The sequence below is a fragment of the Streptococcus sp. AS14 genome, from assembly GCF_000286495.1.
Lineage (GTDB): Bacteria > Bacillota > Bacilli > Lactobacillales > Streptococcaceae > Streptococcus > Streptococcus sanguinis_P.
In genome coordinates, this window is record NZ_ALKI01000012.1 from 148,689 (window position 1) to 173,346 (window position 24,658).

The following is a 24,658-nucleotide window of genomic DNA, read 5'->3' on the forward strand; positions in this document are numbered from 1 at the left end:
TTTTTAATATTAATTTGCATACATTCAGTATGTATGTTAAAATAAAACTTAAGAAAAGGAGAACAAATGATTACCAGTTTATACCCCGTTTTAATGAGCGAAGATGTCCATCAAGCTGCACAATTTTTCATTGACTATTTCCAATTTCAGGAAACCTTCCGTTCAGATTGGTATATTAGTTTAAAGAATATCGAGAGTGGTTTTGAGCTTGCTTTTATTGATAGCAAGCATGGGACAGTGCCACAAGCCTACCAGTCTAAGGCGAGTGGTCTAATCATCAATATCGAAGTTGACAATGTGGATTTTCTTTATGAAGAATTGCGTCAGCAAGGAGAAATGGAGTTCCTTCTTCCCATTAAGAGTGAAGATTTTGGCCAGCGCCATTTCATTGTGGAAGCGCCTGGTTCTGTTTTGGTTGATGTCATTCAAGTCATTCCACCTAGCGCTGAATTTGCGGCAAATTATTTGGAGAGTGAAGATGAATAAAAAGCAGCAGGCTTCTCTAGAGACAAGCAAGAAAATATTAGCTATCGCACGGAAACATTTTTCTTTAAAGGGTTATGCAGAAACTTCCTTGGAAGAAGTTGTAGATGAATTGGGAATGACAAGAGGCGCGCTTTATCACCATTTCGGGAATAAGAAGACTTTATTTACCGCCGTACTGGCACAAATTCAATCCGAACTGGGATCTTATGTAGAAAAAAACGCCCTGGAAGCACAGGATTCTTGGGAGCAGTTGGTGGAAGGCTGTGTTGCTTTTGTTCGTTTTGCGACCTTGATCGAAAATAAACGCATTCTCCTGCTTGATGGTCCCAATGTCGTTGAGTGGAAAGAGTGGCGTCGTCAGGACGAGGCTAATTCTTTCTTTCATTTGAGAGAGCAATTAGACATTTTATCTAAAGAAGGAAGACTTATCTCTATTGATCTGGATATGGCGGCTCATATGATTTCAGGTGCCTTGAATGAGTTGTCTCTTTTTCTAGCTGAGAAAGAGGGAGAAGCAGAAGTCAGAGGAGCAGTGAGAAGTCTGTTAAGGGGATTTAAAAATCATGGCGAAAAAGGTTAAGGATTATTATGATTTGGTTTATGCGGAGGATTTGAGTCGTCGTTTGCAAGAAGCCACAGATAAATTTGATGCTCAGCATTTTATGTCTCTAGTTGAAAGCGACTTAGAGTCTTTGGAATTTACTCAGCGTCAAGAGCTGTTGGCCAAGAGTATCAAAGAATGCTTGACGTTTTCTTATGCTGATTCTCTTAAAGTTTTTGAGCAGATACTTGGTCCAGAGTTAGAGGGCGGCTTAGGGATGTTTTCAGAGGGGTACTGGTTGTGGCCGATTGGCAAATACGTAGAACTTTACGGAGGTCAGGAATTCGAGTTAAGTGCAGCCTTTAGTAAGGAATTAACCAAGCGATTTACTGGAGAATTTTCCATGCGGCCCTTGCTGGCTAATTATCCTAAAGCTACGATGGATTTACTGCTAGAGTGGAGCCAAGATGAGAATATGCGTGTCCGCAGGTTAGCCAGCGAGTGTATGCGTATCCGGCTGCCTTGGGCTAAGAAGCAGACTGTGGTCTTAGATTATTTTGATGAATTTACCGCTATTTTAAGGAATTTAAAGGATGATAGGGATAAATCAATCCAAAAGAGTGTCGCTAATAATCTGAATGATTTATATAAAGAAGCTCCTGAAAAGTTTGAGTGTATCATTCAAGCTTGGCAAAAGGAAGAATTGAGTCCGAGTTGCGCTTGGATTATCAAGCATGCCTCTCGAACAAAAAATAAAGCAGAAAAATAAGCCTCGCTAAATCTAGCAAAGCTTATTTTTAGTTTTCTTCGTCTGGTGTAAGCACCATCGGAATAATAATGGGTTCGCGCTCGGTGCTTTCGTAGAGGAAAGGACGCAAGGCGTTGACGATAGCGCCGCTGACAGATTGGACGCTTGCGTCTTTATTCTTGAGTGCAATGCGAATGGCATTGAAGAGGATACGCTGGCTTTGGCGGATGAGATCGCCTGATTCGCGCATGTAGATAAAACCGCGGCTGAGAATGTCTGGACCAGCTAAGATCATCTTGGACTCAAAGTCAACTGTTGCGACAGCCAGGACAACACCGTCCTCTGACAGGTCTTTACGATCGCGCAGGACTGCAGCTCCGATTTCACCAATGCGGTTCCCATCAACATAAATATCCTGAGCGTTGAAGCTGCCGGCAATACGAGCTGAGTCAGCTGTCAGAGCCAGCACATCACCATTGCTCATGATGAAGATATTGTCTTTTGGTACTCCAGTATCAACGGCTAGACCTGCATGGACTTTCTGCATACGGTATTCACCATGGACTGGCATGAAATATTTAGGCTTGATCAAGCGAAGCATGAGTTTCTGCTCTTGCTGGCCACCGTGTCCAGAGGTGTGGATGTTGTTAATCTTACCGTGAATCACTTCTACACCAGCCTCGGAAATGATGTTAATCAACTTGTTAACGCTGGTCGTATTTCCAGGGATAGGACTGGATGAGAAGATGACTGTATCTCCAGGTTGCAGCTGAACCTGACGGTGAGTACCATTGGCAATCCGAGACAGGGCTGCCATCGGCTCACCCTGACTTCCGGTACACATAATCAGTACTTCGCCAGCTGGATAGTCCTTGAGCTCATTTGGCTCGATGAAGGTATCTTTGGGAACCTTGATATAGCCCAGCTCAATCCCGTTGACAATAGCCTTTTCCATGGATCGGCCAAAGACCGCAATCTTACGGCCGGTCTTAACAGCTGCATCTGCTGCCTGCTGGAGCCGGAAGATGTTTGAAGCAAAAGAGGCGAAAATAATCCGTCCGTGGATGCCTTCAATAATCTTCATAATAGACTGTCCAACCACTTTTTCGGAATTGGTAAAGGTCGGCACTTCAGCATTGGTCGAGTCAGATAGGAGACAGAGAACGCCTTCCTCACCCAGAGCAGCCATACGGTGCAAGTCTGCCGGCTCACCGACTGGTGTAAAGTCAAACTTGAAGTCACCGGTACAGACAATCTTACCCTGCGGCGTATGGATGACAATTCCCAAAGGCTCTGGAATAGAGTGGGTTGTCCGGAAGAAAGTAGCTTTCAGATGCTTGAACTGCAGTTCTGTGTTTTGATTGATTTCATAGAGCTTGGCATCGCGCAAAAGTCCATGCTCTTCTAGTTTGCCGCGAATGAGGGCCAGAGCTAGAGGACCAGCATAGATCGGAACATTGGCTTGCTTGAGCAGGAAAGGGATACCGCCGATATGGTCCTCGTGCCCGTGGGTGATGAGGACAGCTTTTACGCGGTCAATATTTTCCACGATATAAGAGTAGTCGGGAATGACATAGTCGATTCCTAGCAGGTCGTCTTCTGGGAACTTGATGCCGGCGTCTACGATGATAATTTCGTTTTGGTATTCAATCCCGTAGGTGTTTTTACCAATTTCGCCTAACCCACCAATCGCAAAAACGCCAACTTCTTTGGGTTTTAAGGTATATGCCATGGGTTAGAACTCCGTTAATTCAAAAGTGCCTGACTCTTTTTCGTATTCGAGGTGTTTGTCAGACAAGAGCTCGATAAATTCAATATTGTAAGGGGTATTTTCTTCGATGAGCTTACGAGCCTGAATGCGGCCTTCCAACTCACTGTCAGCTTGAATATCCAAATAGAGGGCGCGTGTCTTTTCACGGCGCGGGCTGCGCTCTTTTGTTTCCTGATAAAAAACTTTGTAAATCATTACATTTCCTTTCATATTTTCATGATTAACCTGCAGAAAACAACAGCTGATTAGCTGTTTTCTTTTATTTAATTCTGAGTAGTAGATTAATCCTGATTCGTTACAATTATAATGATTATAACATAAAATAAGGGAATAGTAAAAGGTGTAAGTCAGAAAAGTATTGAAAGCTTTTTCTGGAATTTCTTGACTTATCTAGGTAGTTTTCTGTCCTGAGTCTATGCTTGTCGCTGCTTTTATAGTATAATAAGAGGCAAACAATCGAGTAAGGAAAAGAATGATGAACATTTTAGCGATGGATACGTCCAACAAAGCTCTGTCCTTGGCCCTTTTGCATGATAAGGAGCTCTTGGGACAGGTGACGCTCAATATCAAGAAAAATCATAGCATTACCCTTATGCCAGCTATCGATTTTCTGATGAATAGTCTGGACATGAAACCGACAGATTTGGATCGTATCGCGGTGGCGCAGGGTCCAGGCAGCTACACAGGTCTGAGAATTGCGGTGGCGACAGCCAAGACTCTGGCTCATACTCTCAAGATTGAGCTGGTCGGTGTGTCTAGTTTGCTGGCTTTAGTCCCAGAGCAGGTGGAAGGTTTGGTCATTCCTGTCATGGATGCCCGCCGCAATAATGTCTATGCTGGCTTTTATCAGTCTGGTCAGTCTGTACGGCCGGAGGCTCATCTGCCATTGGCAGAGGTTTTGGAAATAGCTGGCGTTGCTGATCAGCCAGTCACCTTTGTCGGAGAGACTGCAGTGTTTGCGGAGCAGATTGAAGCTGCTCTTCCTGGGGTATCGGTTCAGCCGACTTTACCAGATGCGGCAGTTATTGGTCGTCTCGGTTTAGACCTGCCAGCCCAGTCTATTCATGACTTTGTTCCTAACTATCTCAAGCGGGTAGAAGCCGAGGAAAATTGGCTCAAGACCCACCAGGAATCCAGTAATTCTTACATTCAGCGCCTATGATTAAGTTGAGAAAATGGAGCGACAGCTCGGATGTGGACGTGGCAGTTCTAGCAGAAGAGCTGGAACAGCTCTTACTTGCAGTCTATGCGGTCAGCCCTTGGACTGTGGGTCAATTGGAAGAGGTCCTGCTCTCGAATGTGAATAGATGTGCGCTAGCAGAAGATGGGAGTCAGCTTGTCGGCTTTTTAGTCTGGCAGGATACAGACTTTGAAGCAGAAGTTCTGCAGATTGCTGTATTGCCTAACTATCAGGGGCAGAAAATTGCGACAGCCTTGTTTGACTTTTTGCCAGTAGACAAAGAAATTTTCCTCGAAGTGAGGGAGTCCAACAAGCCAGCTCTGCTATTTTACAAAAAAGAAAAATTTGAAGAAATCGCGCGGCGAAAGGCCTACTACCATGCGCCGGCGGAAGACGCGATAGTCATGAAAAGAGAGGTCCATGAAAGATAGATATATTTTAGCTTTTGAGACGTCCTGTGATGAGACCAGTGTGGCGGTTCTGAACAATGAGGCTGAGCTTTTGAGCAATGTCATTGCTAGCCAGATTGAGAGCCACAAGCGTTTTGGCGGAGTGGTACCAGAAGTGGCCAGCCGTCACCATGTGGAGGTCATTACGGTTTGCATTGAGGAGGCCTTGGCAGAAGCAGGGATTAGCGAGGAGCAAGTCACAGCAGTGGCCGTTACCTATGGTCCTGGTCTGGTTGGGGCCCTTTTGGTCGGCTTGGCAGCGGCTAAGTCCTTTGCTTGGGCTCACGATATTCCCTTGATTCCAGTCAATCATATGGCCGGGCACCTGATGGCAGCTCAGAGCGTGGAGCCCTTGGAATTTCCCTTGCTGGCTCTTTTGGTCAGTGGCGGCCATACTGAGCTGGTCTATGTTAGTCAGGCTGGTGACTATAAGATTGTGGGGGAAACTCGCGATGATGCGGTCGGTGAAGCCTATGATAAGGTCGGTCGAGTCATGGGGCTGACCTATCCAGCAGGCCGGGAGATTGATCAGCTGGCTCATGAGGGACAGGATATTTATGATTTTCCGCGGGCCATGATTAAGGAAGACAATCTGGAATTTTCTTTTTCCGGTCTCAAGTCAGCCTTTATCAATCTGCACCACAATTCCCAACAAAAAGGAGAGGTTTTGTCTAATCAAGACTTGTCTGCTAGCTTTCAGGCAGCGGTTATGGATATTCTCATGGCCAAGACTAAGAAAGCCCTGGAAAAATATCCAGTCAAGACTCTAGTCGTGGCGGGCGGTGTTGCGGCTAATCAAGGCTTGAGAGAACGCTTGGCTGCTGAGATTCAGGATGTTAAGGTGATCATTCCGCCTCTGCGGCTCTGCGGTGACAATGCTGGTATGATTGCTTATGCTAGTGTCAGTGAGTGGAACAAGGAGAATTTTGCCAGTTTGGACCTCAATGCTAAGCCAAGCCTGGCTTTTGAAACCATGGAGTAAAGGAGAAGAATGCGCGGACAGACATTTAAACAAGGTGCAAAAGCAGCAGTGCCAACAGCTCTGGGCTATATTGGGATTGGCTTAGCCTGCGGCATCATGGCGGCGCCCTATATGAATCCCTTGGAGATGGGGCTGATGAGTATTCTGGTTTATGCGGGCAGTGCCCAGTTTGCCATGATTGGTTTATTTACCCAGCAGGCGCCGGTCTTAGCCATTGCACTGACTGTTTTTCTCATCAATATTCGGCATCTTCTGCTTTGTCTGCATGCGTCAACTCTTTTTCGTAAGTCTAGCTTAGCTCAGAACATTGTCATTGGCTCTTTTTTGACAGATGAATCTTATGGGGTCTTGATGGGAGAGCGGGCACATACAGAGGAAATCGCTGCTAGCTGGATGATGGGTAACAATTTCATGAGTTATACTGCTTGGATTTTGGGGTCTATTTTGGGAACTGCCCTCGGTGCCCTTCTGCCCAATCCTGAGAGCTTCGGCCTGGACTTTGCCCTAGTCGCCATGTTTATTGGCATTTTTTCTTCTCAGTTTACAATCATGCTGCGCCGGGTCAAGATAAAGAAGCTCTTTTTGGTCTTGGGCGTGGTGGGTCTTGCCTACTTGCTCCTGACCATGCTGCTTCAAAATTCGCTGGCGGTGCTTTTTGCAACCTTGCTAGGCTGTACAGTGGGGGTGCTTTTGGATGATAAGTAAATATATTTTGCTGGCTATTCTTTTGTCAGCCCTGGTCACTTGGATTCCACGGATTTTGCCTTTTATCCTAGTCAAGTACAAGGGTCTTCCGCCTATGGCAGAGCGTTTCCTCAAATATCTGCCAGTTTCCATTATCTTTGCCCTTATTTTATCCAGTGTCACCAATGCTAAAACAGGTCAGTTGCCGAGCTTTAAATGGCTGGATTTAATGGCCGTTTTTCCGACTAGCTATGTGGCTTTTAAGTATAAGAACTTAATTACAACTGTTGTGTTTGGTGTAGTCTTGGTGGCCTTGCTGCGCTATCTAGCTGGATTTCTTGGCTTGTAAAGAAGACACAAGACAGATTGAATCGGTCGATTCGGTCTTTTTTTTGCTAAATTCTAAGAATTATCTGAAAATATAATATTTTATGCTATAATGGAAGCAATAAAAATCATGGAGGTTCGGAAATGGCAGAAGCAGGTCATAAATTTTTAGCAAAATTAGGAAAGAAACGCCTTCGTCCCGGTGGCAAGCTGGCAACGGACTGGCTGATTGAGCAGGGGCATTTTTCCAGCAAAAAGAAAGTTCTAGAAGTTGCCTGCAATATGGGGACCACAACAATCGAGCTAGCTAAAAAATATGGCTGCCAAATTACTGCAGTTGATTTGGATAAGGCTGCGCTGGCTCAGGCTAAGCTTAATGGTGACAAAGCTGGTGTTAGTGAACTCGTCACATTTGAGCAGGCTAATGCCATGAAGCTGCCTTATGATGACAATTCTTTTGATATTGTTATCAATGAAGCTATGCTGACCATGCAGACGGATAAGGGGAAAGCTAAATGTATGGATGAGTACTACCGGGTGCTGAAGCCAGGTGGAGTGCTCCTCACCCACGACGTCATGCTCAAGCAAAAAGATGAGAATGTCCGAGAAGAGCTATCTCGTGCGATTAATGTCAATGTTGGTCCGTTGACAGAAGGTTCTTGGATTAAGCTGGCACGTTCTCATGCTTTTGACCGTGTGGACACCTTTGTTGGCGAAATGACCTTGATGAGTCTTCGAGGGATGATATATGACGAAGGGCTGGGTGGCACTCTGAAAATCTGCTTCAACGCCCTTAAAAAAGAGAACTACGGCCAGTTTATGAAGATGTTTAAGATGTTCCAAAAGAATCAAGAAAAACTGGGCTTTATTGCCATGATTTCTCGTAAGTAATTGCTAGCCACTTTGGAAGAACTACGGCGGTTAAAAAAATTTTTAAAAAAGTTTGACCCTGACCTTAGGTCAGGGCTTATACTATAGTGGTAAGGAGGTCTATCATGTACCATATCAAAGAAGCTGCGCAGCTTTCGGGAGTCTCTGTCAAAACCCTGCATCATTACGACAAAATCGGACTTTTAGTCCCTGACAAATCAGAAAATGGCTATCGGACATATAACCAAGCTGATTTAGAGCGGCTGCAGGTCATTCTTTACTATAAGTATCTAGGCTTTTCCTTAGAGAAAATAGCAGAGCTGCTGAGTCAGGATGATCAGGCCTTATTGCCGCATCTGGTTAGGCAGTTAGAGTATTTGCAGCAGGAAAGAGACCGCTTGGACACCTTGATTTCCACCTTACAAAAAACCATCCAAGACGAAAAGGGAGAAAGAAAAATGACAATGAAAGAAAAATTCGCAGGCTTTACCTACGAAGACAATCACAAATATCATCAAGAAGCCGTCGAAGAATACGGTCAAGAAGTCATGTCAGAAGCATTGGCTCGTCAAAATGGACGGGAAGAAGAATCTACCGCAGCCTTCAATCAAGTTTTTCAAAGTATGGCAGAGAATATGCAGCAAGGCTTGCCAGTTGAAGCAGCAGAAAATCAAGAGCAGGCAGCGCGTCTCTTGCAAGCCATTCGTACTTACGGTTTTGACTGCTCACTGCAAGTCTTTGCCCACATCGGTCAGGGCTATGTCCACAATCCAGAATTCAAGAAGAATATCGATCAATTTGGATCAGGAACTGCCCAGTACACAGCAGATGTGATTGCTGCTTATGTGCAGACAAATGTGAAATAAATAGGCTAGGAATTTCCTAGCCTATTTTATTCTACTTCAAGTCATAAAGCCAGTCGTCATCGTCTTTATAGTAAAAGAATTCACTTAAATCATCTTCTAAAAAAACACGCAGCATATCAGACATGTCACTGGTTGCCAGCTTTAAATGGGACAGATTTTTAAAATCTTCCCACCAGACCTTTCCTTCATTTGAGGATTGCAGTACACCAGAATAGTGCCTTGTCTTATAGAGCAGGACGACATAACGAAAATCTTTATCATCATACCAATCCTTTATGCCGCAAAGTTGAGGCTTAGATATGGTTAATCCAGTTTCTTCTTTGACTTCTCTGATAACTGCATCGGTAAAAGATTCTCCACGCTCTACATGCCCGCCAGGAAAAGTGATGCCGGGCCAGTCAGACTTCACTCGTTCTTGGACGAGAACTTTTTCTCCGTCATAAATCATGCACATATTGACGAATTCTACATTTTCCAGTCGATTCATTTGTTTCTTCCTTTTGTTTGAGATGAATGGTGGAATCTAAACAATCACTCATACTGCAAGCTCCCTGCCACCCAGCCGGTGCAGAGGGCAGATGTGATATTGAAGCCACCCGTGTGGGCATTGATGTCTAGGACCTCTCCAGCGAAGTGGAGGCCGGGAACGAGTTTGCTTTCCAGGGTTTTAGGATTGATTTCCTTGAGACTGATGCCACCCTTGGTGACAAAGGACTTGGCCAGGGACATTTTGCCAGTGACAGGGATGGGCAGTTCTTTGACTTGCTTGATGAGGTCCTCTTTTTCACTGATATGGAGTTGTTTGACTTTCTCGGGAAAGGGCTGGGCAAAAAAGTCTGCCATTCGTTCGGGTAGGAGGATTTTCAGACAGTTCTTCAGAGATTTTTCCCGATGTTCTTCTAAAAAATCTGCCAAATCCTGCTTCCTCATCTGCGGCAGAAGATCCAGATAGATAGTTTCGCCGCCTTTGACAAAGCTAGACAAGCGCAGGGCTGCCGGACCTGATAGGCCAAAGTGGGTAAAGAGCAGGTCGTGGGTAATGACATGCTTTCCGTAGCTCAGGGTCACATCGTCTAGCGAAATCCCCTGAAGCGCTTTGTGAGGAAAGTCAGTCAAAAGAGGACTTTCAGCAGCTTCCAGGTCAGTCACTGTGTGCTTGAAGTGTCGGGCAATATCGTGGCCAAATCCTGTCGAGCCAGTTGAAGGGTAGGACTTGCCGCCAGTCGTCACAATCAATTTCTGGCAGGTCCAAGTCTGGTCGCTGGATCTGACAGTAAAAAGCTCATCAGTTTTTTTGACGGAGACAATTTCAGTATTGGTGATGACAGTGCCGCCCAGCTCTGCAATTTTCTTTTCCAAAGATTCGATAATGGTGCGGGACTTGTCTGTCGCTGGGAAAACACGGCCGTGGTCTTCGACCTTGAGTTTGACACCGTTTTCTGTAAAGAAGTTGATGATATCATGGTTGTCAAACTGGGAAAAGACGCTGTAAAGAAAGCGCCCGTTGCCTGGAATACCGGCCATGAGGTCATCTAGGTTTCCGTTGTTGGTCACATTGCAGCGCCCGCCACCTGTACCAGCTAGTTTCTTGCCCAGTCGTTTATTTTTCTCGAGGAGCAGGGTCTTCTGCCCGTGGAAAGAACTGGAAATGGCAGCCATCATGCCAGCCGGTCCTCCTCCGATGATGATTGTGTCGAAATACTTCATTGGTCTTTTCCTTTCGTGGAGAGTGGTTTCTATCAGTTAGTCAGAAATCTTGTGCTTCCTTGGTGAGCAGGATTTGCTATCTTGTAGACGTTCTTGGAAGGTTGTAGCTGAACATCTCTAGGCTTCTAAATTCATTTGATTTTTTCATTTCTTTTACTAGACTAATCTGTCTCATTGTATCATAAAAAAGGGCTAAAAAGATAGGAGTCAGGCTCAAAAAATATTGTGAAATTTGACAGTTAAGGCTTGATATGATAAGATTTAGGTATCTACAAACTAGAAAAAGTTTTTGAGGAAATTATGGCAATTGAAAAGACAGTCAGCGAGTTAGCCGAGATTCTTGGAGTTAGCCGCCAGGCGATTAACAATCGTGTCAAGGCACTGCCACCAGAAGATACGGAAAAGAATGAAAAAGGAGTCACGGTGGTGACCCGCAGCGGCTTGATTAAGCTGGAAGAGATTTATAAGAAAACTATTTTTGAAGATGAACCTGTCAGCGAAGATGTGAAGCAACGCGAGCTGATGGAAATCTTGGTGGACGAAAAAAATGCTGAGATTGTGCGGCTCTATGAGCAGCTTAAGGCTAAGGACAGCCAGCTGGCTAAGAAAGATGAGCAGCTACGCATTAAGGATGTCCAGATTGCTGAAAAGGATAAGCAGTTGGACCAGCAGCAGCAGCTAACAGCTAAGGCTATGAATGAGCGTGAAACCTTGCTGTTGGAGTTGGATGAAGCCAAGGAAAAGGTGCAGGAGCAGGAAAGCAAGGGCTTCTGGGCACGTTTATTTGGAAAATAAAAATAAGGTTGGGACATCTGTCTCAACCTTGTTTTAAATAAGAATCGCTTTTAAGCAAGTTTTGTATCGTTCACAACATAAAGGAAGAAAATGAAATCACAAAGACTGGGACTTTTACGTCTCTATCGCAATCTTGATAAAATTCTGTTGCTCTTTTTCACAGTCTTTATGCTCATGGAGCTGGCCTGGGTGCCTTTCAACTCCTTTGCAGCAGAGACTCTGCTCAAGCAGACAGGCTACCTCTTCTTATCTTATACGAATGCCCTGAAAGTTCTGACTTCAAATGTCTGGGTTGGCTTAGCCTTTCTAGCACTTTTTGCGGCCAACCTCTTTGTAGCTTATTTTCAGATTGGACTGATATTTATGGGGCTCCGCAATCTTCTGGACGAGGAGGAACGAAGCGCCTTTCAGTTTATTAAGAAAAGTTTCAAAGACAGCGGCTCGCTGATTCGCTACGCCCGACCCAGCAAGGTCCTCTTTATTGCACTGTATATGGGCTTTATCTTTCCCTTTCTGCGGCAAATTCTCAAAATCTACTACTTGAATAAAATTCTGATTCCAGAATTTATCGTGACCTATCTCAAGACGGTCTTATGGATGAAATTATCAATCTATGCTTTAGGTTTTCTGTTTTTTTTGATAGCTGTCCGCCTGATGTTTGCCCTGCCCAAGCTCTTTTTTGAGCATTTCCGCCTACGAGATGCGATTAGGTATAGTTTGGAGAAGACCAAGGGACACTTGATTCGCTATACTTGGCAGCTATTTTGGATACTGGCCAAGAGCTTTCTCTTCTTTCTTTTAAGCAGCATTCCGATTTTAGTGTTGCAGCAGTATGCGGATGGCCAGTCCAATCAGATAGCCTTGACAGCAGCGGTTGTCAATTACTGCCTCATAAAGCTGGCTTATTACTTTATGGTAGCCTACTTTCTGATTAAGTTTGTGGCTTTTCTGACAGACAGTAAGCTGTCTGAATACCGCTACAGAAAAGGCCTGCCTCTCATGCGCTGGTTTATCCTTTTGGTCACTAGCTCTGTCTTTGCCCTTGAAGGATTTGTCTATCTCAATCTGCCCTTGGAAAACGTCCCTCTGACCATCTCGCATCGTGGAGTTTCGCAGGGAAATGGTGTCCAGAATACAGTTGAGTCGCTTGAGAAGACAGCTCTGCTCAAGCCAGACTATATCGAAATGGATGTACAGGAGACCAAGGATGGCCAGTTTGTCATGATGCACGATGCCAATCTAAAAGCCTTGGCCGGCGTTGATGCTAAACCGCAAGAGCTGACTCTGCAAGAGCTGACGGCTTTAGATATTTCAGAAAATGGACACACTGCCAAAATTTCAAGCTTTGATGCTTATCTCAAACGAGCCAATCAAATGGGCCAGCGACTCTTGATAGAAATCAAGACCAGCAGCTTGGATTCAGACGATATGATGGACCGTTTCCTGAGCCAATACGGAGCCAATATCAAGGTTTATGGCCACCAGATTCAGTCCTTGGACTACCAGGTTATTGACAAGACAGTCCAGTATGATGAGAGCATACCGACCTTCTTTATCCTGCCCTACAATACTATTTTCCCACGAACACAGGCTTCCGGCTATACGATGGAGTACTCAACCCTCGATGAAAACTTTGTCGATAAGCTATGGACGACGGATAAGAAGCTTTATGACTGGACCATCAACGATGCAGACAGCATTGGCAAATCCTTCCGTCTGGGTGTTGACGGCATGATTACCGATGATTTAGAGCTGGTGCAAAGCTCTATCAAGGAACTGCAGAACAATCCTGACTATGCCCTGCTTTTGATGAGTAAGGCAGCGGATTTGCTTAATTTTGTGTAGTGGGCTAGTGAGGAAACGACTATAAATCAAAAAGACTGAGATTCTTCAGTCTTTTTTGCTGGTTCGAGTATCTCTTGATTTATGTTTAGTCAAGAGGTAAGGTTATTTATCTTGCTTAAAAAGGCAATTTGCCTGCGAAAGCGCCCATTTTCTTCTGAGTAGCCTCATCAATCTGAGCCAGCGCGTGATTCAGAGCTTGCGCAGTCATATCTGACAGAGTTTCTACATCTTCAGGATCCACAACGGCCGGATTGAAGTCAATGCTGACTACCTTTTTATCGCCTGTCAGTTTAGCAACAACTAAATCTTGGGCTGATTTGCCAGTGAATTCTGTTGCAGCTAGTTCTGCCTGTCCTTTTTCCATTTGTTTTTGCAGCTTTTGTGCTTGCTTCATCATGCTTTGCATGTTCATCATAAGATTTTCTTTCCTTTCTCTCGCAAGGGCTAAGCCCTCGGTAATCTTCACTCTTCAAATTATATCATTTTTTGGAAAAGTGGCAAGAAGAACATTTCTAAGAGGTTTGACAAAAATTTAGCATTTATAGTAGAATGGTCATGAATCTATATATCAAGGAGAAGACAACTTGAAAAATAAGAAGATAAAAGCTTTGCTGTTGATAGTGCTCTCATCCCTCTTCATCCTAATTGGCTGTAGCGGCAGCCCCAAAATTCAGGGAAAATGGAATGTACAGGACGCTAGCGGTGAACAAAAGACCATTGAAATAAAAGACAAGACTATCATTGTCAACGAAGAAGAGTATGAGTACACTCAAAATGCAGTTGGTTTTAAGAATGGGGTGAGTTATTATAGCCTGACTCGGAAAGATAATGGCGGAACATTTTCTATCGTCTTTCCTGAGAAAGATAAAAACACTGCTATTATGTTAATTCCTGATTCAGACGATGACTATCTCACAGGCAGTATGCTCTTTGCTATGAACCGCAAGGAAAAGCCGGATTATAAAAAATATGCAGAGGACTATCTCAATCTACGATAAAAGAAAAGGCGCTGAATTTCAGCGCCTTTTTCTTTTATTAATGTGATGTCATGGTCGGCAAATCTAGACTAGATTGCTTCAAATCTACCGTCAGCTGATAATCGGTCTTATCACGGACGGTATGTTCAAAGTCTGTAGTGTAGAGGACGAGGCGCAATTGATCTCCTTTTTTCATCTTATAGATGGTTGGTTGCAGTTCAAAGGAAAATTCCAGCCATTGGTCAGGAGTGACTTCTTCGACCATCAGTAGGTTGGTCCGGTTTTGCAGGTTGATGAATCCTTTGGTGATGACGCGATGAGGCGTTTCGGCAAAGGGCAGTTCAACCAGATTGTCCAGCATATAGTAGCGGCCGTTGTCCATGACTCTAGGCTCAATAGGCGTAGGAATCGGTGTGAGGCGCTTAGCTGGTCCGAAGTCCAGCAATTGAGCAGAAATCAGTCCTTTATCAGTGCTGGATTTGAGGCGAAGATTGAGCTGGCTCGCTCCGTTGAGAAAGAGGTCCTTTTCCAAGGTCCAGTCCAGAGTAATCTGGTTGACCTTATCTTCAAAAAGCTCAGTTTTAAAGCTTTGGTAGTTTTTAGCAAAACGATTATAGTCTTCTTCTGGGTATTGATTTTGGATAGATTGGCAGTCTTGGCCTAGTTGGAGATGAAGATTCTGCTCTTGCCCTCCGAAGTCTTCCAAGGTCAGCCAGCTTTGAGCTTGGCTGTTGTCCTGCCAGATGACTGTAGGCAGTTCGAAGTCTGATTCACAAGCTAGTAATTTCTTGCTCAGCAGAGCATTGATAGACTCACGGAAGTCGATGGACTGCCAGTTGTTCATGTAAACATGGGCACCGTTATGGAAGAAGAGATGCTTTTTGATGTGGGGCGGTAAGGCTCGGAACATATTATAGACATGGAGGGGCTTGACATTCCAGTCTTGAGAGCCGTGGGTAAAGACGACTTCGGCCTTGACCTTATCTGCATGGAGCAGGTAATTGCGGTCATGCCAAAATTGATTGTAATCGCCAGTTTGCCGGTCTAGGTCTTTGCGCTGCTGCTCTAGGCTTTGCTGATAAGCGTCGTTGTTACGCAGGTAGTCACCAGCCCTCAGGTTGCGGGAGTAGGTCAGTTCGGTCAGGGATTCAAAGTCCTCTCCTGGGTAGCCGCCAGGGCTTGTGACAAGGCCGTTTTCGCGGTAGTAGTTGTACCAAGAAGAAATCCCAGCTTCGGCGATAATGACTTCCAGCCCGTCTACGCCAGTCGTTGCCAGCCCGTTGGACATGGTGCCCAGATAGGAGATGCCGGTCGTAGCCACTTTTCCGTTGGACCAAGTAGCCTTGATTTCCCGCTGGCGTATGTGGTCGGTGAAGGCTCGGCAGCGGCCGTTTAGCCAATCGATAACGTTCTTATAAGCCTCGATCTGCTGATAGTCGCCACTGGTCATCAGGCCTTCAGAATCTTTGGTTCCCACACCAGACACATAGAGATTGGCAAAGCCGCGGGGCAGCAAATAATCATTGAGCGTGTAGGTGCCGATATGACCCAATTTTTCCTCGGCTTCAGAGACTTCTTGGGCAGGAACTGGCAAATCCAGCTGGAGCAATTTGAGCTCAGGATCTTGTACTTTGATTTGATGAGGCTCTTTTTTTACTAAGTCTACATTCATGTCATGGAGAGCCTTGTCGCTGGCAGGATCATTGGTTCCTTGATGATAAGGAGAAGCAGTCATGACGGCCGGAATTTTCCCTTGGTAACGAGGACGGATAATGCTGACCTTGATGAGATCCGGACGACCGTCTTGATCAGTATCCACGCGTGATTCCACGTAAACCACCTCTCGGATAGCATCATGGCTGGAAAAGGTTGCCAGGCTCTTACCGTTGAAGTAGTGGTGGGTATTGTCCTCGGGAATCAAACCCTCGCTGACTAGCTTATCAATTAAGAGGTTGCCATTTTTTGTCCGAGTGTTGAGCAGCTGGTAGAGATTTTCCAACAAGTCTCCAAAGGTAATGGGAAATCCTGTTTTTTTGCGAAAGGCCTCAACATCTGTAAAATCAATAAAGGGCGAGAACTCAAGCAGTTGAAAAGCCACAGTGTAAAAGATAGACGCCGTCAGTTCTCTGTCAGACTGGAAAAAGCTCAGCAGGTCTGTTTGGCTGTCAGCAGCCCAGGATTTCAAGGGATAATCTGTATTTTTATAAGTGAAAAAGCTGGTGCGGAGAAAATCTTCAAGATTTTCCTTATCAGAGCGATTGCTGTCATAAAAAAAGCCTAATTCAGCTAATTCTATCAACTTATTTTCCCGTTTTGTTCTTGCATAACTATACTGATTAAAACGCATATTCTTCCCTCTTTTTCTTATTTTTATTAAAAATGACCTTTACATTATCCATTATACTTGATAAAATAGACTTTGTCTAAAAAATATTTAAGGAGTATCACTAAATGGATTTCGAATGGGTCGTTAAATACGCCACAGAATTTTTAGGGACAGCTATCCTCATTGTCTTGGGGAACGGAGCTGTTGCCAACGTTGAATTAAAAGGAACTAAGGGACATCAGAGCGGTTGGTTAGTCATCGCTGTCGGTTACGGTATGGGGGTTATGATTCCAGCTTTGATGTTTGGTAATGTGTCCGGTAACCATATTAACCCTGCCTTTACTTTGGGACTTGCTGTCAGCGGTTATTTCCCTTGGGCACAGGTTGCACCATACATTGCAGCCCAGCTTTTAGGAGCTATTTTCGGACAGGCCTTGGTCGTTGCGACTCATCGCCCTTACTATTTGGGAACAGAAAATCCTAATAATATTTTGGGTACTTTCTCTACCATCTCTAGTCTAGACCATGGCACGCCTGAATCACGTAAAGCAGCCTTGTTCAATGGTTTTATCAATGAATTTGTTGGTTCTTTTGTTCTTTTCTTTGCTGCTCTTGGCTTGACCAAGAACTTCTTTGGAGCAGAATTGTTGAGCAAAGCTGAAGCGACTATCAATTCACAAGCTGCTCAGATGGCAGCACAAGGGACTTCAGTTCCTAAAGAACAGATTGCTGCTGCAATATCTCAGGCTAAAGACCAAGTTGCACCATTCCAAGTTGGTAGCCTTTCAGTCGCTCACTTGGCACTTGGTTTCTTGGTAATGGCTTTGGTAACCTCTCTGGGAGGCCCTACTGGACCTGGACTGAACCCAGCTCGTGACCTCGGACCTCGTATCCTCCACTTCATCCTGCCAGAATCTGTTTTGGGCAAACACAAGGGTGATTCGAAATGGTGGTATTCTTGGGTTCCAGTTGTGGCACCGATTCTTGCAGGTATCACAGCGGTCCTCTTGTTTAAAACAATCTACGGATAAGCACATAAGATCAGAGTTGGGGGATTTCCCCAGCTCTTTTTTCGAACGATAGAGAAAGTAAAGATGGAGATGCAAGTATCAAAATTTCATAAGGTCAGTGGCCGCAGAACCTTACTCTTTGGTTTTTTAGCCCTTGTTTTTGGCCTGATTATCATTGTCAATGGCTTCAGATTTACCCAGCTGGCCTTCGATTTTATTTCGCTTTATCTGACGGTTGTTGGCTTGGTAAATATTGTTCTTCATGTTTTTACGCGCAAGAAAGAAGGGGCTGTCTGGCATAGTCTGCTTCAGATTGCAGTCGCTATGGGTATCAGCTGGCTCAACCGAATCAGTGATGTGCCTGTCAATATCGTGATTATCAGTTTGGGTAGCTACCAGCTCTTGACTGCCGGTATTTACGGAATGACCTATCTGCTTTATCGGCAAAATCATGTCAAGGGAGGTTTGCGCTATCTATTTGATACCATTCTCTATGGTGGGATTGGACTGACCAGTATTCTTTCGCCTGCGACTGACGGACACTTACAGTTTTTGATTTTAGGAATCTATTTGATGATGCTGGGAATGTCCAATATCCGAGATGGTCTCTTTTTTGATAATGACCGGGAAAAACATCGGCTGCGTAGGCAAATTCGTATTAACCTACCTATTATTTTTGCAGCCTTTATTCCGGTAGAAAATCTGGAGCGCTTTAATCGACTGATTCAGGGAGATGTAGCTTCTGATCGTAAAAATGTTTATAGTCTTGTTAAGAATAGAGAGAAAAAGGCGGACTTGGAGGTCTTGGTCCATACTTCAAAGACAAGTTTATTAGGGGGCATTGGTCATGTAGATATTTGTTATCAGGGACAAGTGATTTCTTATGGCAGCTATGATGTTTTTTCTGAGCGATGCAAGGGCATGATTGGAGACGGTGTTCTCTTCAAGGTTCCTAAAGACGTCTATATTGAGCTTTGCAAAAAAGAAAGCAAGAAAACACTCTTTGGTTATTCTCTGGCTTTGACAGATAAGGAGAAAGAGGCGGTTGAGAAGCGCCTGGCTGAAATTGATCAGCTATTAGTAGAATGGGAGCCGCCAGCAGAACTGAAAAATGGCCAGCCAACATACTCCTACAAGTTGAAGCATGGACTAGGAGCGCAGCTATATAAGTTTAAAACCAGTCGTTTCAAGACGTATTTTGTCCTGTCGACCAACTGTTGCCTGCTAGCAGATTCGATTATTGGGCAGGCTGGGACAGATATTCTGGATATTCGTGGTATTATCGCACCTGGTACCTACCAGTCCTATCTGCAGTACGAGTTTGAGTCCGCTAGGGGTTTGGTCATTGCTCAGACCATTTACCAATAAATCCAAGGCCTTCTTGTTTTAAAAATTGTTTATTTGCGCATAATTTCTTGTCAAAAAGATGAAAATCCATTACAATAAAATGGTTTGGAGGAATTATGAGCGCGAATCATATTATTAGAATTATCCCTGTATTAAAAATCAATAATCGTCATTTAAATCAAGAATTTTTTGTAAATCAGCTGGGTATGAAGGCTCTTTTAGAGGAAGCTGCTTTTCTGTCCTTGGGAGATCAGACTAAGACAGAGAAACTGCAGCTGGAAGAATCACCCAGTATGCGGTCGCGGCGAGTAAAAGGTTCTAAAAAATTAGCCAGAATCGTTGTCAAGGTTGCAGATGCTAAAGAGATCGAGTCGCTATTGGCTCAAAAGCCTACTTGGACAAAGCTGTATCAAGGAGAGAAAGGCTATGCTTTTGAAGCCCTGTCACCAGAAGGCGACCTAATTCTCCTGCATGCAGAAGAGAATAAAGTAAATCTGCAAGAAGTAACGGCGGTGCCTGACTTTGAAAAGCAAGAGGGCTTTATCGGTCTTAGCCAATTTGAGATAGAGACAGTAGAAATTCGTGTGCCTGATGCCAATGCAGCCCAAGAATTTTACAGCAAGATTGAAAATGCGCTGGATTTCCTGACCTTTGCAGAAGCAGAGGGACAAGACTTGCAGGCAGACAATGCCCTAACTTGGGACTTGACTATGCTCAAAGCTCAAGTCAATCGTTTAGAAACCGTTGCGCTGCGTCCTATCTTTGAAGGACGTGAGGTCTTTGTACCCAAGTCAGATAAGTTCCTGCTGAGTCAGGATTCTAGCAAGATTGAATTGTGGTTTGAAGCATGACTCTAGAAAAGATCATCGGTAAAATCAAAGAGCAGCTAAAAGACGGTATCTATCCCGGTGCTAGTCTGGCCTTGTATCAAGCTGGCCAGTGGCAGGAATTCTACTTTGGTCTAGCTGATCCGCAAGAAAAAAAGGCCACTCAAGCGGGTTTGGTCTATGACTTGGCTAGTGTCAGCAAGGTGGTCGGAGTTGGTACTCTGGCAGCCTTTTTGTATGAGCAAGGCAAGCTGGAGCTGGATTTACCCTTGCAACACTATTATCCGGCCTTTCATCAAGAAGATGTGACCTTGCGTCAGCTCTTGACCCACACATCAGGACTAGATCCCTTTATTCCTAATCGTGATCAGCTGACAGCTCCCGAGTTGAAAGAAGCACTCAATCATTTGACAGTGCTTGAAGATAAGACCTTTCGCTATACGGATGTGAATTTTCTGCTCTTGGGTTTTATGCTGGAAGAGATCTACAGTCAGGCCTTGGATCAGATTTTTCAAAGTCAGATTTTCCAGCCCTGGGGTTTGGCTGAGACAGGTTTTGGACCAGTTTCAGGAGCTGTGCCGACCGTTCGCGGTGTCAAGGATGGTCAGGTTCATGATCCCAAGGCGCGTGTTCTAGGCATCCATGCTGGCAGTGCTGGCTTATTTTCAACCCTCAGGGATTTGGAAATATTTCTGGAACATTATCTGCAGGATGACTTTGCGGCCAATCTGACCCAGAATTTTTCCAAAGAGCCTGGCAAAAGACGCAGTCTAGCTTGGAATCTGGAGGGCAGCTGGCTGGATCACACTGGCTACACAGGAACCTTTATCATGTATAATCGTAAGGAGCAAAAGGCAGCTATTTTCCTATCCAACCGGACCTATGAAAAAGACGAGCGGGCTCAATGGATCTTAGACCGTAACCAGCTGATGGACCTGATAAGAATAGAACTTTAAAAGACTCCGGCTGCAAGCCCCGGGGTTTTATCATGTCTGCATATATAAATATCGGTCTCTAGCCCCAGTGATTTTCTCTTAATAAAAATCGCTTTTTTTGCCAAAGTATATTAAAATAAGATAGAGAGAATCTACAGACAAGAGAAGAATATGACAAAAGAAATCGGTGTCGGAAAGGCACATAGTAAAATTATTTTAATGGGAGAGCATTCGGTGGTCTACGGCTATCCGGCCATTTCCCTGCCCCTTAATCGTATTGAAGTGACCTGTCAGGTCTTTCCGTCTGAGCGGGCCTGGACCCTCTACGCCGAGGATACGCTGTCTATGGCTGTTTTTGCCTGTCTAGAACATCTAGGTCGGCAGGGGGCTAAGATTCGCTGTCAGGTGGAGTCCATGGTCCCTGAGAAGAGGGGGATGGGGTCTTCAGCCGCAGTTAGTATTGCGGCTATTCGGGCGGTCTTTGACTACTTTGAGGAAGAACTGGATGACCAAACACTAGAGATTCTAGCCAATCGGGCAGAGATGATTGCCCATATGAATCCCAGTGGCCTTGATGCCAAGACTTGCCTTAGCGATGTGGCTATCAAATTCATCCGCAATTTTGGTTTCAGTGAAATTGAGCTGGATCTGGATGCTTTTTTAGTGATTGCAGATACGGGCATTCACGGTCATACCCGCGAAGCTATCCGTGCTGTAGAAATTCAGGGCCAAAAGGCTCTTCCCTTGCTGCAGGAATTGGGGAATTTAACGAAAATCCTTGAGAAGGCCATTTCTATCAAGGACCTGATGACGATGGGACAAGCTATGACCAAGGCTCATGAGAAGCTAGCCAAGCTAGGAGTGTCTTGCCAGAAAGCGGATGAGCTAGTAGCGGCAGCTCTTGAAAATGGAGCTTTGGGAGCTAAAATGAGCGGCGGTGGTCTGGGCGGCTGTGTCATTGCTCTTGTAGGAGAAAGAAATCAGGCGGAGGCCTTAGCCGCCTTATTGAGAGAGAAAGGGGCCATTAACACATGGATCGAAAGTCTGTAAGTGTCAAATCCTATGCCAATATTGCAATTGTCAAATATTGGGGGAAGAAAGATGCAGAAAAGATGATTCCGTCTACCAGCAGTATCTCGCTGACACTGGAAAATATGTATACTGAGACGCAGCTGAGCCCTTTGCCGGCTACAGCGACTGGAGATGAGTTTTATATTGACGGTCAGCTGCAAAGCCCGACAGAACATGCCAAAATCAGTAAGATAATTGACCGTTTCCGCTCTCCAGAAGATGGTTTTGTCCGCGTTGATACCAGCAACAATATGCCAACTGCAGCAGGGCTGTCTTCCAGCTCCAGCGGTCTATCTGCTCTAGTCAAGGCCTGCAATGCTTATTTTCAGACGGGCTATCAGACGCAAGAGCTGGCCCAGCTGGCTAAGTTTGCTTCAGGATCATCTGCTCGGTCTTTCTTTGGTCCGCTAGCGGCCTGGGATAAGGACAGTGGGGCCATTTATCCAGTCAAGACGGATTTGAAACTAGCCATGATTATGCTGGTTCTGCACGATGAGAAAAAGCCCATTTCCAGCCGCGACGGTATGGAGCTCTGTGCCAAAACTTCCACGATTTTCCCAGATTGGATTGCCCAGTCTGCCTTGGATTATCAGGCCATGCTAGGCTATTTGCAGGACAATGATTTCACCAAGGTTGGTCAGCTGACGGAAGAAAATGCTCTTCGGATGCATGCTACGACAGAGAAAGCTTATCCGCCGTTTTCTTATCTGACAGAGGAGTCTTACCAGGCTATGGATGCTGTCAGAAAGCTACGGGAGCTGGGCGAGCGTTGCTACTTTACCATGGACGCAGGGCCAAATGTCAAGGTCCTCTGCTTGGAGGAAGACCTAGACCATCTGGTTGCTATATTTGAGAAAGACTACCGGCTTATCATCTCCAAAACAAAGGACTTGTCTGATGAAAACTAGTGCAAGAGTCCAAACATGCGGCAAGCTTTATCTGGCAGGTGAATATGCAGTGCTGACGGCCGGTCAGCCAGCCATTATCAAGGCCATTCCTATCTATATGACGGCGGAAATCCAGACAGCGCCTGACTATCACTTGACATCAGATATGTTTGAACACAGCTCTAACCTAGAGCCAGACCTTGATTATGTCTTGATTCAGGAGACGGTAGGGGCTATGAACACTTATCTGCTAGCCTTAGGCTACCAACTTCAGCCCTTTTCTCTAAAGATTAGTGGCAAAATGGAAAGGGACGGTAAGAAGTTCGGGATTGGCTCCAGCGGTAGTGTGGTTATTCTGACTCTCAAGGCCATGGCAGGACTTTATGAGCTGGACTTAGAGCCAGAGCTGCTCTTCAAACTGGCTTCCTACGTCCTCCTAAAGCGAGGGGACAATGGCTCTATGGGAGATCTAGCCTGCATTGCTTATGAAGACCTGATTTACTACCGATCTTTTGATAGAGAGCTGGTCCGCAAGCGTATGGACAAAGTTGATTTACAGCAATTACTAGCAGAGGATTGGGGTTTTGAAATTCGCAGTATTAAGCCTTGCTTAGCCATGGATTTTCTAGTTGGCTGGACCAAGCAGCCGGCTATCTCTAAGGACCTAGTCAATCAGGTCAAGTCAGCTATTTCAGAGTCCTTTTTGACAGGTAGTAGGACGCAGGTTGATGCCTTGGAGAGAGCTTTATTAGCAGGAGATAAGCTTGCTATTCAATCTAGTATGGAAAAGGCTAGTCAGCTCTTAGAAACACTCAGTCCAGCTATTTATACAGACAGGCTGAAAGTCTTAAAAGAAGCGGCAGAGGGACTGAACTGTGTGGCTAAGAGCAGTGGTGCCGGTGGTGGCGACTGCGGGATTGCTCTCAGCTTTGATGTCGCATCTAGCAACCAACTGATTCAAGCCTGGCAAGAAGCTGGCATTGAGCTATTATACAGAGAAAGGATGGGCCATGATGAGCCAGAATCGTAAGGACGACCATATCAAATACGCTTTAGAGCAGCGTCCGGGTTACAACAGTTTTGATGAAATGGAACTGGTTCACCGTTCTTTGCCCAAGTACGATTTGGCAGAGATTGACCTATCTACTCACTTTGCTGGTCGTGATTGGGACTTTCCTTTTTATATCAATGCCATGACTGGTGGCAGCCAAAAAGGCGGTCAAATCAATGAAAAGCTGGCTCAAGTAGCTGAAAGTTGCGGCCTTCTTTTTGTGACTGGATCTTACAGCGCAGCCTTGAAAAATCCTTCTGATCCTTCCTATCAGGTGGCGGCTGGTCGGCCTAATTTATTGCTGGCTACCAATATCGGCTTAGACAAGCCTTATCAAGCCGCCCAGCAGGCAGTAGCTGATTTGCAGCCCCTCTTTTTGCAGTTTCATGTCAATCTCATGCAGGAATTGCTGATGCCAGAGGGCGAGCGGGAGTTTCGTTCTTGGCGCCAGCACTTGACTGATTATAGTCAGCGGCTGGATCTTCCCCTAATTCTTAAAGAAGTTGGCTTTGGCATGGATCGCTCTACTGTCGAAGAAGCGCGCTCCTTGGGGATTCAGACTTTTGATATTTCAGGACGTGGTGGAACTAGCTTTGCCTATATTGAAAATCAGCGGGGTGGCAATCGTGACTACCTCAATGATTGGGGGCAATCTACTCTGCAAAGCCTACTAGCTCTTCAGCCACTTCGCGATGAGGTCGAGCTCTTGGCTAGTGGAGGTGTCCGCCATCCTTTGGATATGATCAAAGCCCTGGTCTTAGGAGCCAAGGCGGTCGGCCTCTCTCGCACCATGCTGGACTTGGTGGAAAATCACTCTGTGGAAGAGGTTATTGATATTGTAGAAGGCTGGAAATCGGATCTGCGCCTCATCATGTGCGCCCTGTCCTGCCGAAACTTGCAAGAATTAAAGAGTGTACCCTATCTACTCTACGGTCGGCTAAAAGAAGCTCATGAACAGATTAAATAGCATAAAGAC

Annotated in this window: 27 protein-coding genes; 21 read left to right on the top strand and 6 right to left on the bottom strand. The window is 45.2% G+C overall.

Going from position 1 to position 24,658, the window contains the following annotated elements; genetic code table 11:
• The first annotated feature begins 66 nt into the window (after nt 1-66).
• From HMPREF1150_RS06390 to HMPREF1150_RS06380, 3 genes are read left to right on the top strand one after another with little or no spacing between them, the layout of a single operon-like run.
• The gene (locus HMPREF1150_RS06390) at nt 67-486 is read left to right on the top strand and encodes a VOC family protein (protein WP_002901567.1); all 420 of its coding nucleotides are present in this window, start codon (nt 67-69) and stop codon (nt 484-486) included.
• Nucleotides 479-1,066, top strand: coding sequence for a TetR/AcrR family transcriptional regulator (locus HMPREF1150_RS06385; protein ID WP_002901564.1), 588 nt, complete (start codon nt 479-481; stop codon nt 1,064-1,066). The genes HMPREF1150_RS06390 and HMPREF1150_RS06385 overlap by 8 nt, the downstream gene beginning before the upstream one ends.
• Nucleotides 1,050-1,796 (top strand): DNA alkylation repair protein, encoded by a 747-nt coding sequence (locus HMPREF1150_RS06380; RefSeq protein WP_009659605.1) that lies wholly within the window; start codon nt 1,050-1,052, stop codon nt 1,794-1,796. The genes HMPREF1150_RS06385 and HMPREF1150_RS06380 overlap by 17 nt, the downstream gene beginning before the upstream one ends.
• A gap of 28 nt (nt 1,797-1,824) precedes the next feature.
• Here HMPREF1150_RS06380 and HMPREF1150_RS06375 read toward each other — a convergent pair whose 3' ends face one another.
• A complete protein-coding gene (locus HMPREF1150_RS06375) occupies nt 1,825-3,507 on the bottom strand; it encodes a ribonuclease J1 (RefSeq protein WP_002901561.1) in 1,683 nt (560 codons plus the stop codon).
• 3 nt (nt 3,508-3,510) lie between these two features.
• On the bottom strand, nt 3,511-3,741 hold the full coding sequence (locus HMPREF1150_RS06370; RefSeq protein ID WP_002896634.1) for a DNA-dependent RNA polymerase subunit epsilon: 231 nt from the start codon (nt 3,739-3,741) through the stop codon (nt 3,511-3,513).
• A 280-nt stretch (nt 3,742-4,021) separates the two neighbouring features.
• Here HMPREF1150_RS06370 and tsaB point away from each other — a divergent pair, with 280 nt between their 5' ends.
• From tsaB to HMPREF1150_RS06335, 7 genes are all read left to right on the top strand, one after another.
• Nucleotides 4,022-4,708 carry a tRNA (adenosine(37)-N6)-threonylcarbamoyltransferase complex dimerization subunit type 1 TsaB gene (tsaB, locus tag HMPREF1150_RS06365; RefSeq protein ID WP_009659804.1) on the top strand — a complete coding sequence of 229 codons (687 nt, stop codon included), beginning with the start codon at nt 4,022-4,024 and terminating at the stop codon, nt 4,706-4,708.
• Nucleotides 4,705-5,157: a ribosomal protein S18-alanine N-acetyltransferase gene (gene rimI / locus HMPREF1150_RS06360; protein ID WP_009659666.1), complete on the top strand. Its 453-nt coding sequence runs from the start codon at nt 4,705-4,707 to the stop codon at nt 5,155-5,157. Before tsaB ends, rimI begins: the two co-directional genes overlap by 4 nt.
• Entirely contained in the window at nt 5,147-6,157 is a 1,011-nt protein-coding gene (gene tsaD, locus HMPREF1150_RS06355; RefSeq protein ID WP_009659720.1) for a tRNA (adenosine(37)-N6)-threonylcarbamoyltransferase complex transferase subunit TsaD, read from the top strand. The genes rimI and tsaD overlap by 11 nt, the downstream gene beginning before the upstream one ends.
• A 9-nt stretch (nt 6,158-6,166) precedes the next feature.
• Nucleotides 6,167-6,862: an AzlC family ABC transporter permease gene (locus HMPREF1150_RS06350; RefSeq protein WP_009659805.1), complete on the top strand. Its 696-nt coding sequence runs from the start codon at nt 6,167-6,169 to the stop codon at nt 6,860-6,862.
• Nucleotides 6,852-7,190: an AzlD domain-containing protein gene (locus HMPREF1150_RS06345; RefSeq protein WP_009659601.1), complete on the top strand. Its 339-nt coding sequence runs from the start codon at nt 6,852-6,854 to the stop codon at nt 7,188-7,190. The genes HMPREF1150_RS06350 and HMPREF1150_RS06345 overlap by 11 nt, the downstream gene beginning before the upstream one ends.
• Nucleotides 7,191-7,312: 122 nt before the next feature.
• The gene (locus tag HMPREF1150_RS06340) at nt 7,313-8,059 is read left to right on the top strand and encodes a class I SAM-dependent methyltransferase (protein ID WP_009659661.1); all 747 of its coding nucleotides are present in this window, start codon (nt 7,313-7,315) and stop codon (nt 8,057-8,059) included.
• A 104-nt stretch (nt 8,060-8,163) separates the two neighbouring features.
• A complete protein-coding gene (locus HMPREF1150_RS06335; protein WP_009659820.1) occupies nt 8,164-8,904 on the top strand; it encodes a MerR family transcriptional regulator in 741 nt (246 codons plus the stop codon).
• A 31-nt stretch (nt 8,905-8,935) separates the two neighbouring features.
• Here HMPREF1150_RS06335 and HMPREF1150_RS06330 read toward each other — a convergent pair whose 3' ends face one another.
• Entirely contained in the window at nt 8,936-9,391 is a 456-nt protein-coding gene (locus HMPREF1150_RS06330) for an 8-oxo-dGTP diphosphatase (RefSeq protein ID WP_002919740.1), read from the bottom strand.
• A gap of 44 nt (nt 9,392-9,435) precedes the next feature.
• The gene (locus HMPREF1150_RS06325) at nt 9,436-10,611 is read right to left on the bottom strand and encodes an NAD(P)/FAD-dependent oxidoreductase (protein ID WP_009659812.1); all 1,176 of its coding nucleotides are present in this window, start codon (nt 10,609-10,611) and stop codon (nt 9,436-9,438) included.
• A 300-nt stretch (nt 10,612-10,911) separates the two neighbouring features.
• Between HMPREF1150_RS06325 and HMPREF1150_RS06320 the strand changes: the two genes are divergently transcribed.
• Together HMPREF1150_RS06320 and HMPREF1150_RS06315 are read left to right on the top strand one after the other, a co-directional pair.
• Entirely contained in the window at nt 10,912-11,406 is a 495-nt protein-coding gene (locus HMPREF1150_RS06320; protein WP_002896624.1) for a DUF536 domain-containing protein, read from the top strand.
• A gap of 90 nt (nt 11,407-11,496) precedes the next feature.
• Nucleotides 11,497-13,251: a glycerophosphoryl diester phosphodiesterase membrane domain-containing protein gene (locus HMPREF1150_RS06315; protein ID WP_009659654.1), complete on the top strand. Its 1,755-nt coding sequence runs from the start codon at nt 11,497-11,499 to the stop codon at nt 13,249-13,251.
• Nucleotides 13,252-13,366: 115 nt separating this feature from the next.
• On the opposite strand, the gene HMPREF1150_RS06310 is transcribed toward HMPREF1150_RS06315, so the two are convergent.
• Nucleotides 13,367-13,666 (bottom strand): YbaB/EbfC family nucleoid-associated protein, encoded by a 300-nt coding sequence (locus tag HMPREF1150_RS06310; RefSeq protein WP_009659743.1) that lies wholly within the window; start codon nt 13,664-13,666, stop codon nt 13,367-13,369.
• 169 nt (nt 13,667-13,835) lie between these two features.
• Between HMPREF1150_RS06310 and HMPREF1150_RS06305 the strand changes: the two genes are divergently transcribed.
• The gene (locus tag HMPREF1150_RS06305) at nt 13,836-14,249 is read left to right on the top strand and encodes a hypothetical protein (protein WP_009659771.1); all 414 of its coding nucleotides are present in this window, start codon (nt 13,836-13,838) and stop codon (nt 14,247-14,249) included.
• A 37-nt stretch (nt 14,250-14,286) separates the two neighbouring features.
• Here the strand turns inward: HMPREF1150_RS06305 and HMPREF1150_RS06300 are convergent, their stop codons facing one another.
• Nucleotides 14,287-16,575, bottom strand: a complete 2,289-nt coding sequence (locus HMPREF1150_RS06300; RefSeq protein ID WP_009659767.1) for a Xaa-Pro dipeptidyl-peptidase — start codon at nt 16,573-16,575, stop codon at nt 14,287-14,289.
• Nucleotides 16,576-16,679: 104 nt separating this feature from the next.
• Between HMPREF1150_RS06300 and gla the strand changes: the two genes are divergently transcribed.
• From gla to fni, 8 genes are all read left to right on the top strand, one after another.
• Complete coding sequence (gene gla, locus HMPREF1150_RS06295; protein ID WP_009659806.1) at nt 16,680-17,585, top strand: aquaglyceroporin Gla; 906 nt, start codon at nt 16,680-16,682, stop codon at nt 17,583-17,585.
• A 63-nt stretch (nt 17,586-17,648) separates the two neighbouring features.
• Nucleotides 17,649-18,932: a hypothetical protein gene (locus tag HMPREF1150_RS06290; RefSeq protein ID WP_009659772.1), complete on the top strand. Its 1,284-nt coding sequence runs from the start codon at nt 17,649-17,651 to the stop codon at nt 18,930-18,932.
• A 95-nt stretch (nt 18,933-19,027) separates the two neighbouring features.
• Entirely contained in the window at nt 19,028-19,762 is a 735-nt protein-coding gene (locus HMPREF1150_RS06285) for a CppA N-terminal domain-containing protein (protein ID WP_009659730.1), read from the top strand.
• A complete protein-coding gene (locus tag HMPREF1150_RS06280; protein WP_009659684.1) occupies nt 19,759-20,694 on the top strand; it encodes a serine hydrolase domain-containing protein in 936 nt (311 codons plus the stop codon). Before HMPREF1150_RS06285 ends, HMPREF1150_RS06280 begins: the two co-directional genes overlap by 4 nt.
• 150 nt (nt 20,695-20,844) lie before the next feature.
• On the top strand, nt 20,845-21,723 hold the full coding sequence (gene mvk, locus HMPREF1150_RS06275; protein ID WP_009659589.1) for a mevalonate kinase: 879 nt from the start codon (nt 20,845-20,847) through the stop codon (nt 21,721-21,723).
• Nucleotides 21,705-22,652 carry a diphosphomevalonate decarboxylase gene (mvaD, locus tag HMPREF1150_RS06270; protein ID WP_009659836.1) on the top strand — a complete coding sequence of 316 codons (948 nt, stop codon included), beginning with the start codon at nt 21,705-21,707 and terminating at the stop codon, nt 22,650-22,652. Before mvk ends, mvaD begins: the two co-directional genes overlap by 19 nt.
• Nucleotides 22,642-23,661: a phosphomevalonate kinase gene (locus HMPREF1150_RS06265; RefSeq protein ID WP_032905430.1), complete on the top strand. Its 1,020-nt coding sequence runs from the start codon at nt 22,642-22,644 to the stop codon at nt 23,659-23,661. Before mvaD ends, HMPREF1150_RS06265 begins: the two co-directional genes overlap by 11 nt.
• The gene (gene fni / locus HMPREF1150_RS06260; protein ID WP_083842652.1) at nt 23,642-24,649 is read left to right on the top strand and encodes a type 2 isopentenyl-diphosphate Delta-isomerase; all 1,008 of its coding nucleotides are present in this window, start codon (nt 23,642-23,644) and stop codon (nt 24,647-24,649) included. Before HMPREF1150_RS06265 ends, fni begins: the two co-directional genes overlap by 20 nt.
• The last annotated feature ends 9 nt before the right edge of the window (nt 24,650-24,658 follow it).

Excerpts from the sequence above, each read along its gene's own strand:
- HMPREF1150_RS06390 (WP_002901567.1), top strand. The coding sequence starts at position 67 with ATGATTACCAGTTTATACCCCGTTTTAATGAGCGAAGATGTCCATCAA.
- HMPREF1150_RS06385 (WP_002901564.1), top strand. The coding sequence starts at position 479 with ATGAATAAAAAGCAGCAGGCTTCTCTAGAGACAAGCAAGAAAATATTA.
- HMPREF1150_RS06380 (WP_009659605.1), top strand. The coding sequence starts at position 1,050 with ATGGCGAAAAAGGTTAAGGATTATTATGATTTGGTTTATGCGGAGGAT.
- HMPREF1150_RS06375 (WP_002901561.1), bottom strand. The coding sequence starts at position 3,507 with ATGGCATATACCTTAAAACCCAAAGAAGTTGGCGTTTTTGCGATTGGT.
- HMPREF1150_RS06370 (WP_002896634.1), bottom strand. The coding sequence starts at position 3,741 with ATGATTTACAAAGTTTTTTATCAGGAAACAAAAGAGCGCAGCCCGCGC.
- tsaB (WP_009659804.1), top strand. The coding sequence starts at position 4,022 with ATGAACATTTTAGCGATGGATACGTCCAACAAAGCTCTGTCCTTGGCC.
- rimI (WP_009659666.1), top strand. The coding sequence starts at position 4,705 with ATGATTAAGTTGAGAAAATGGAGCGACAGCTCGGATGTGGACGTGGCA.
- tsaD (WP_009659720.1), top strand. The coding sequence starts at position 5,147 with ATGAAAGATAGATATATTTTAGCTTTTGAGACGTCCTGTGATGAGACC.
- HMPREF1150_RS06350 (WP_009659805.1), top strand. The coding sequence starts at position 6,167 with ATGCGCGGACAGACATTTAAACAAGGTGCAAAAGCAGCAGTGCCAACA.
- HMPREF1150_RS06345 (WP_009659601.1), top strand. The coding sequence starts at position 6,852 with ATGATAAGTAAATATATTTTGCTGGCTATTCTTTTGTCAGCCCTGGTC.
- HMPREF1150_RS06340 (WP_009659661.1), top strand. The coding sequence starts at position 7,313 with ATGGCAGAAGCAGGTCATAAATTTTTAGCAAAATTAGGAAAGAAACGC.
- HMPREF1150_RS06335 (WP_009659820.1), top strand. The coding sequence starts at position 8,164 with ATGTACCATATCAAAGAAGCTGCGCAGCTTTCGGGAGTCTCTGTCAAA.
- HMPREF1150_RS06330 (WP_002919740.1), bottom strand. The coding sequence starts at position 9,391 with ATGAATCGACTGGAAAATGTAGAATTCGTCAATATGTGCATGATTTAT.
- HMPREF1150_RS06325 (WP_009659812.1), bottom strand. The coding sequence starts at position 10,611 with ATGAAGTATTTCGACACAATCATCATCGGAGGAGGACCGGCTGGCATG.
- HMPREF1150_RS06320 (WP_002896624.1), top strand. The coding sequence starts at position 10,912 with ATGGCAATTGAAAAGACAGTCAGCGAGTTAGCCGAGATTCTTGGAGTT.
- HMPREF1150_RS06315 (WP_009659654.1), top strand. The coding sequence starts at position 11,497 with ATGAAATCACAAAGACTGGGACTTTTACGTCTCTATCGCAATCTTGAT.
- HMPREF1150_RS06310 (WP_009659743.1), bottom strand. The coding sequence starts at position 13,666 with ATGATGAACATGCAAAGCATGATGAAGCAAGCACAAAAGCTGCAAAAA.
- HMPREF1150_RS06300 (WP_009659767.1), bottom strand. The coding sequence starts at position 16,575 with ATGCGTTTTAATCAGTATAGTTATGCAAGAACAAAACGGGAAAATAAG.
- gla (WP_009659806.1), top strand. The coding sequence starts at position 16,680 with ATGGATTTCGAATGGGTCGTTAAATACGCCACAGAATTTTTAGGGACA.
- HMPREF1150_RS06290 (WP_009659772.1), top strand. The coding sequence starts at position 17,649 with ATGGAGATGCAAGTATCAAAATTTCATAAGGTCAGTGGCCGCAGAACC.
- HMPREF1150_RS06285 (WP_009659730.1), top strand. The coding sequence starts at position 19,028 with ATGAGCGCGAATCATATTATTAGAATTATCCCTGTATTAAAAATCAAT.
- HMPREF1150_RS06280 (WP_009659684.1), top strand. The coding sequence starts at position 19,759 with ATGACTCTAGAAAAGATCATCGGTAAAATCAAAGAGCAGCTAAAAGAC.
- mvk (WP_009659589.1), top strand. The coding sequence starts at position 20,845 with ATGACAAAAGAAATCGGTGTCGGAAAGGCACATAGTAAAATTATTTTA.
- mvaD (WP_009659836.1), top strand. The coding sequence starts at position 21,705 with ATGGATCGAAAGTCTGTAAGTGTCAAATCCTATGCCAATATTGCAATT.
- HMPREF1150_RS06265 (WP_032905430.1), top strand. The coding sequence starts at position 22,642 with ATGAAAACTAGTGCAAGAGTCCAAACATGCGGCAAGCTTTATCTGGCA.
- fni (WP_083842652.1), top strand. The coding sequence starts at position 23,642 with ATGATGAGCCAGAATCGTAAGGACGACCATATCAAATACGCTTTAGAG.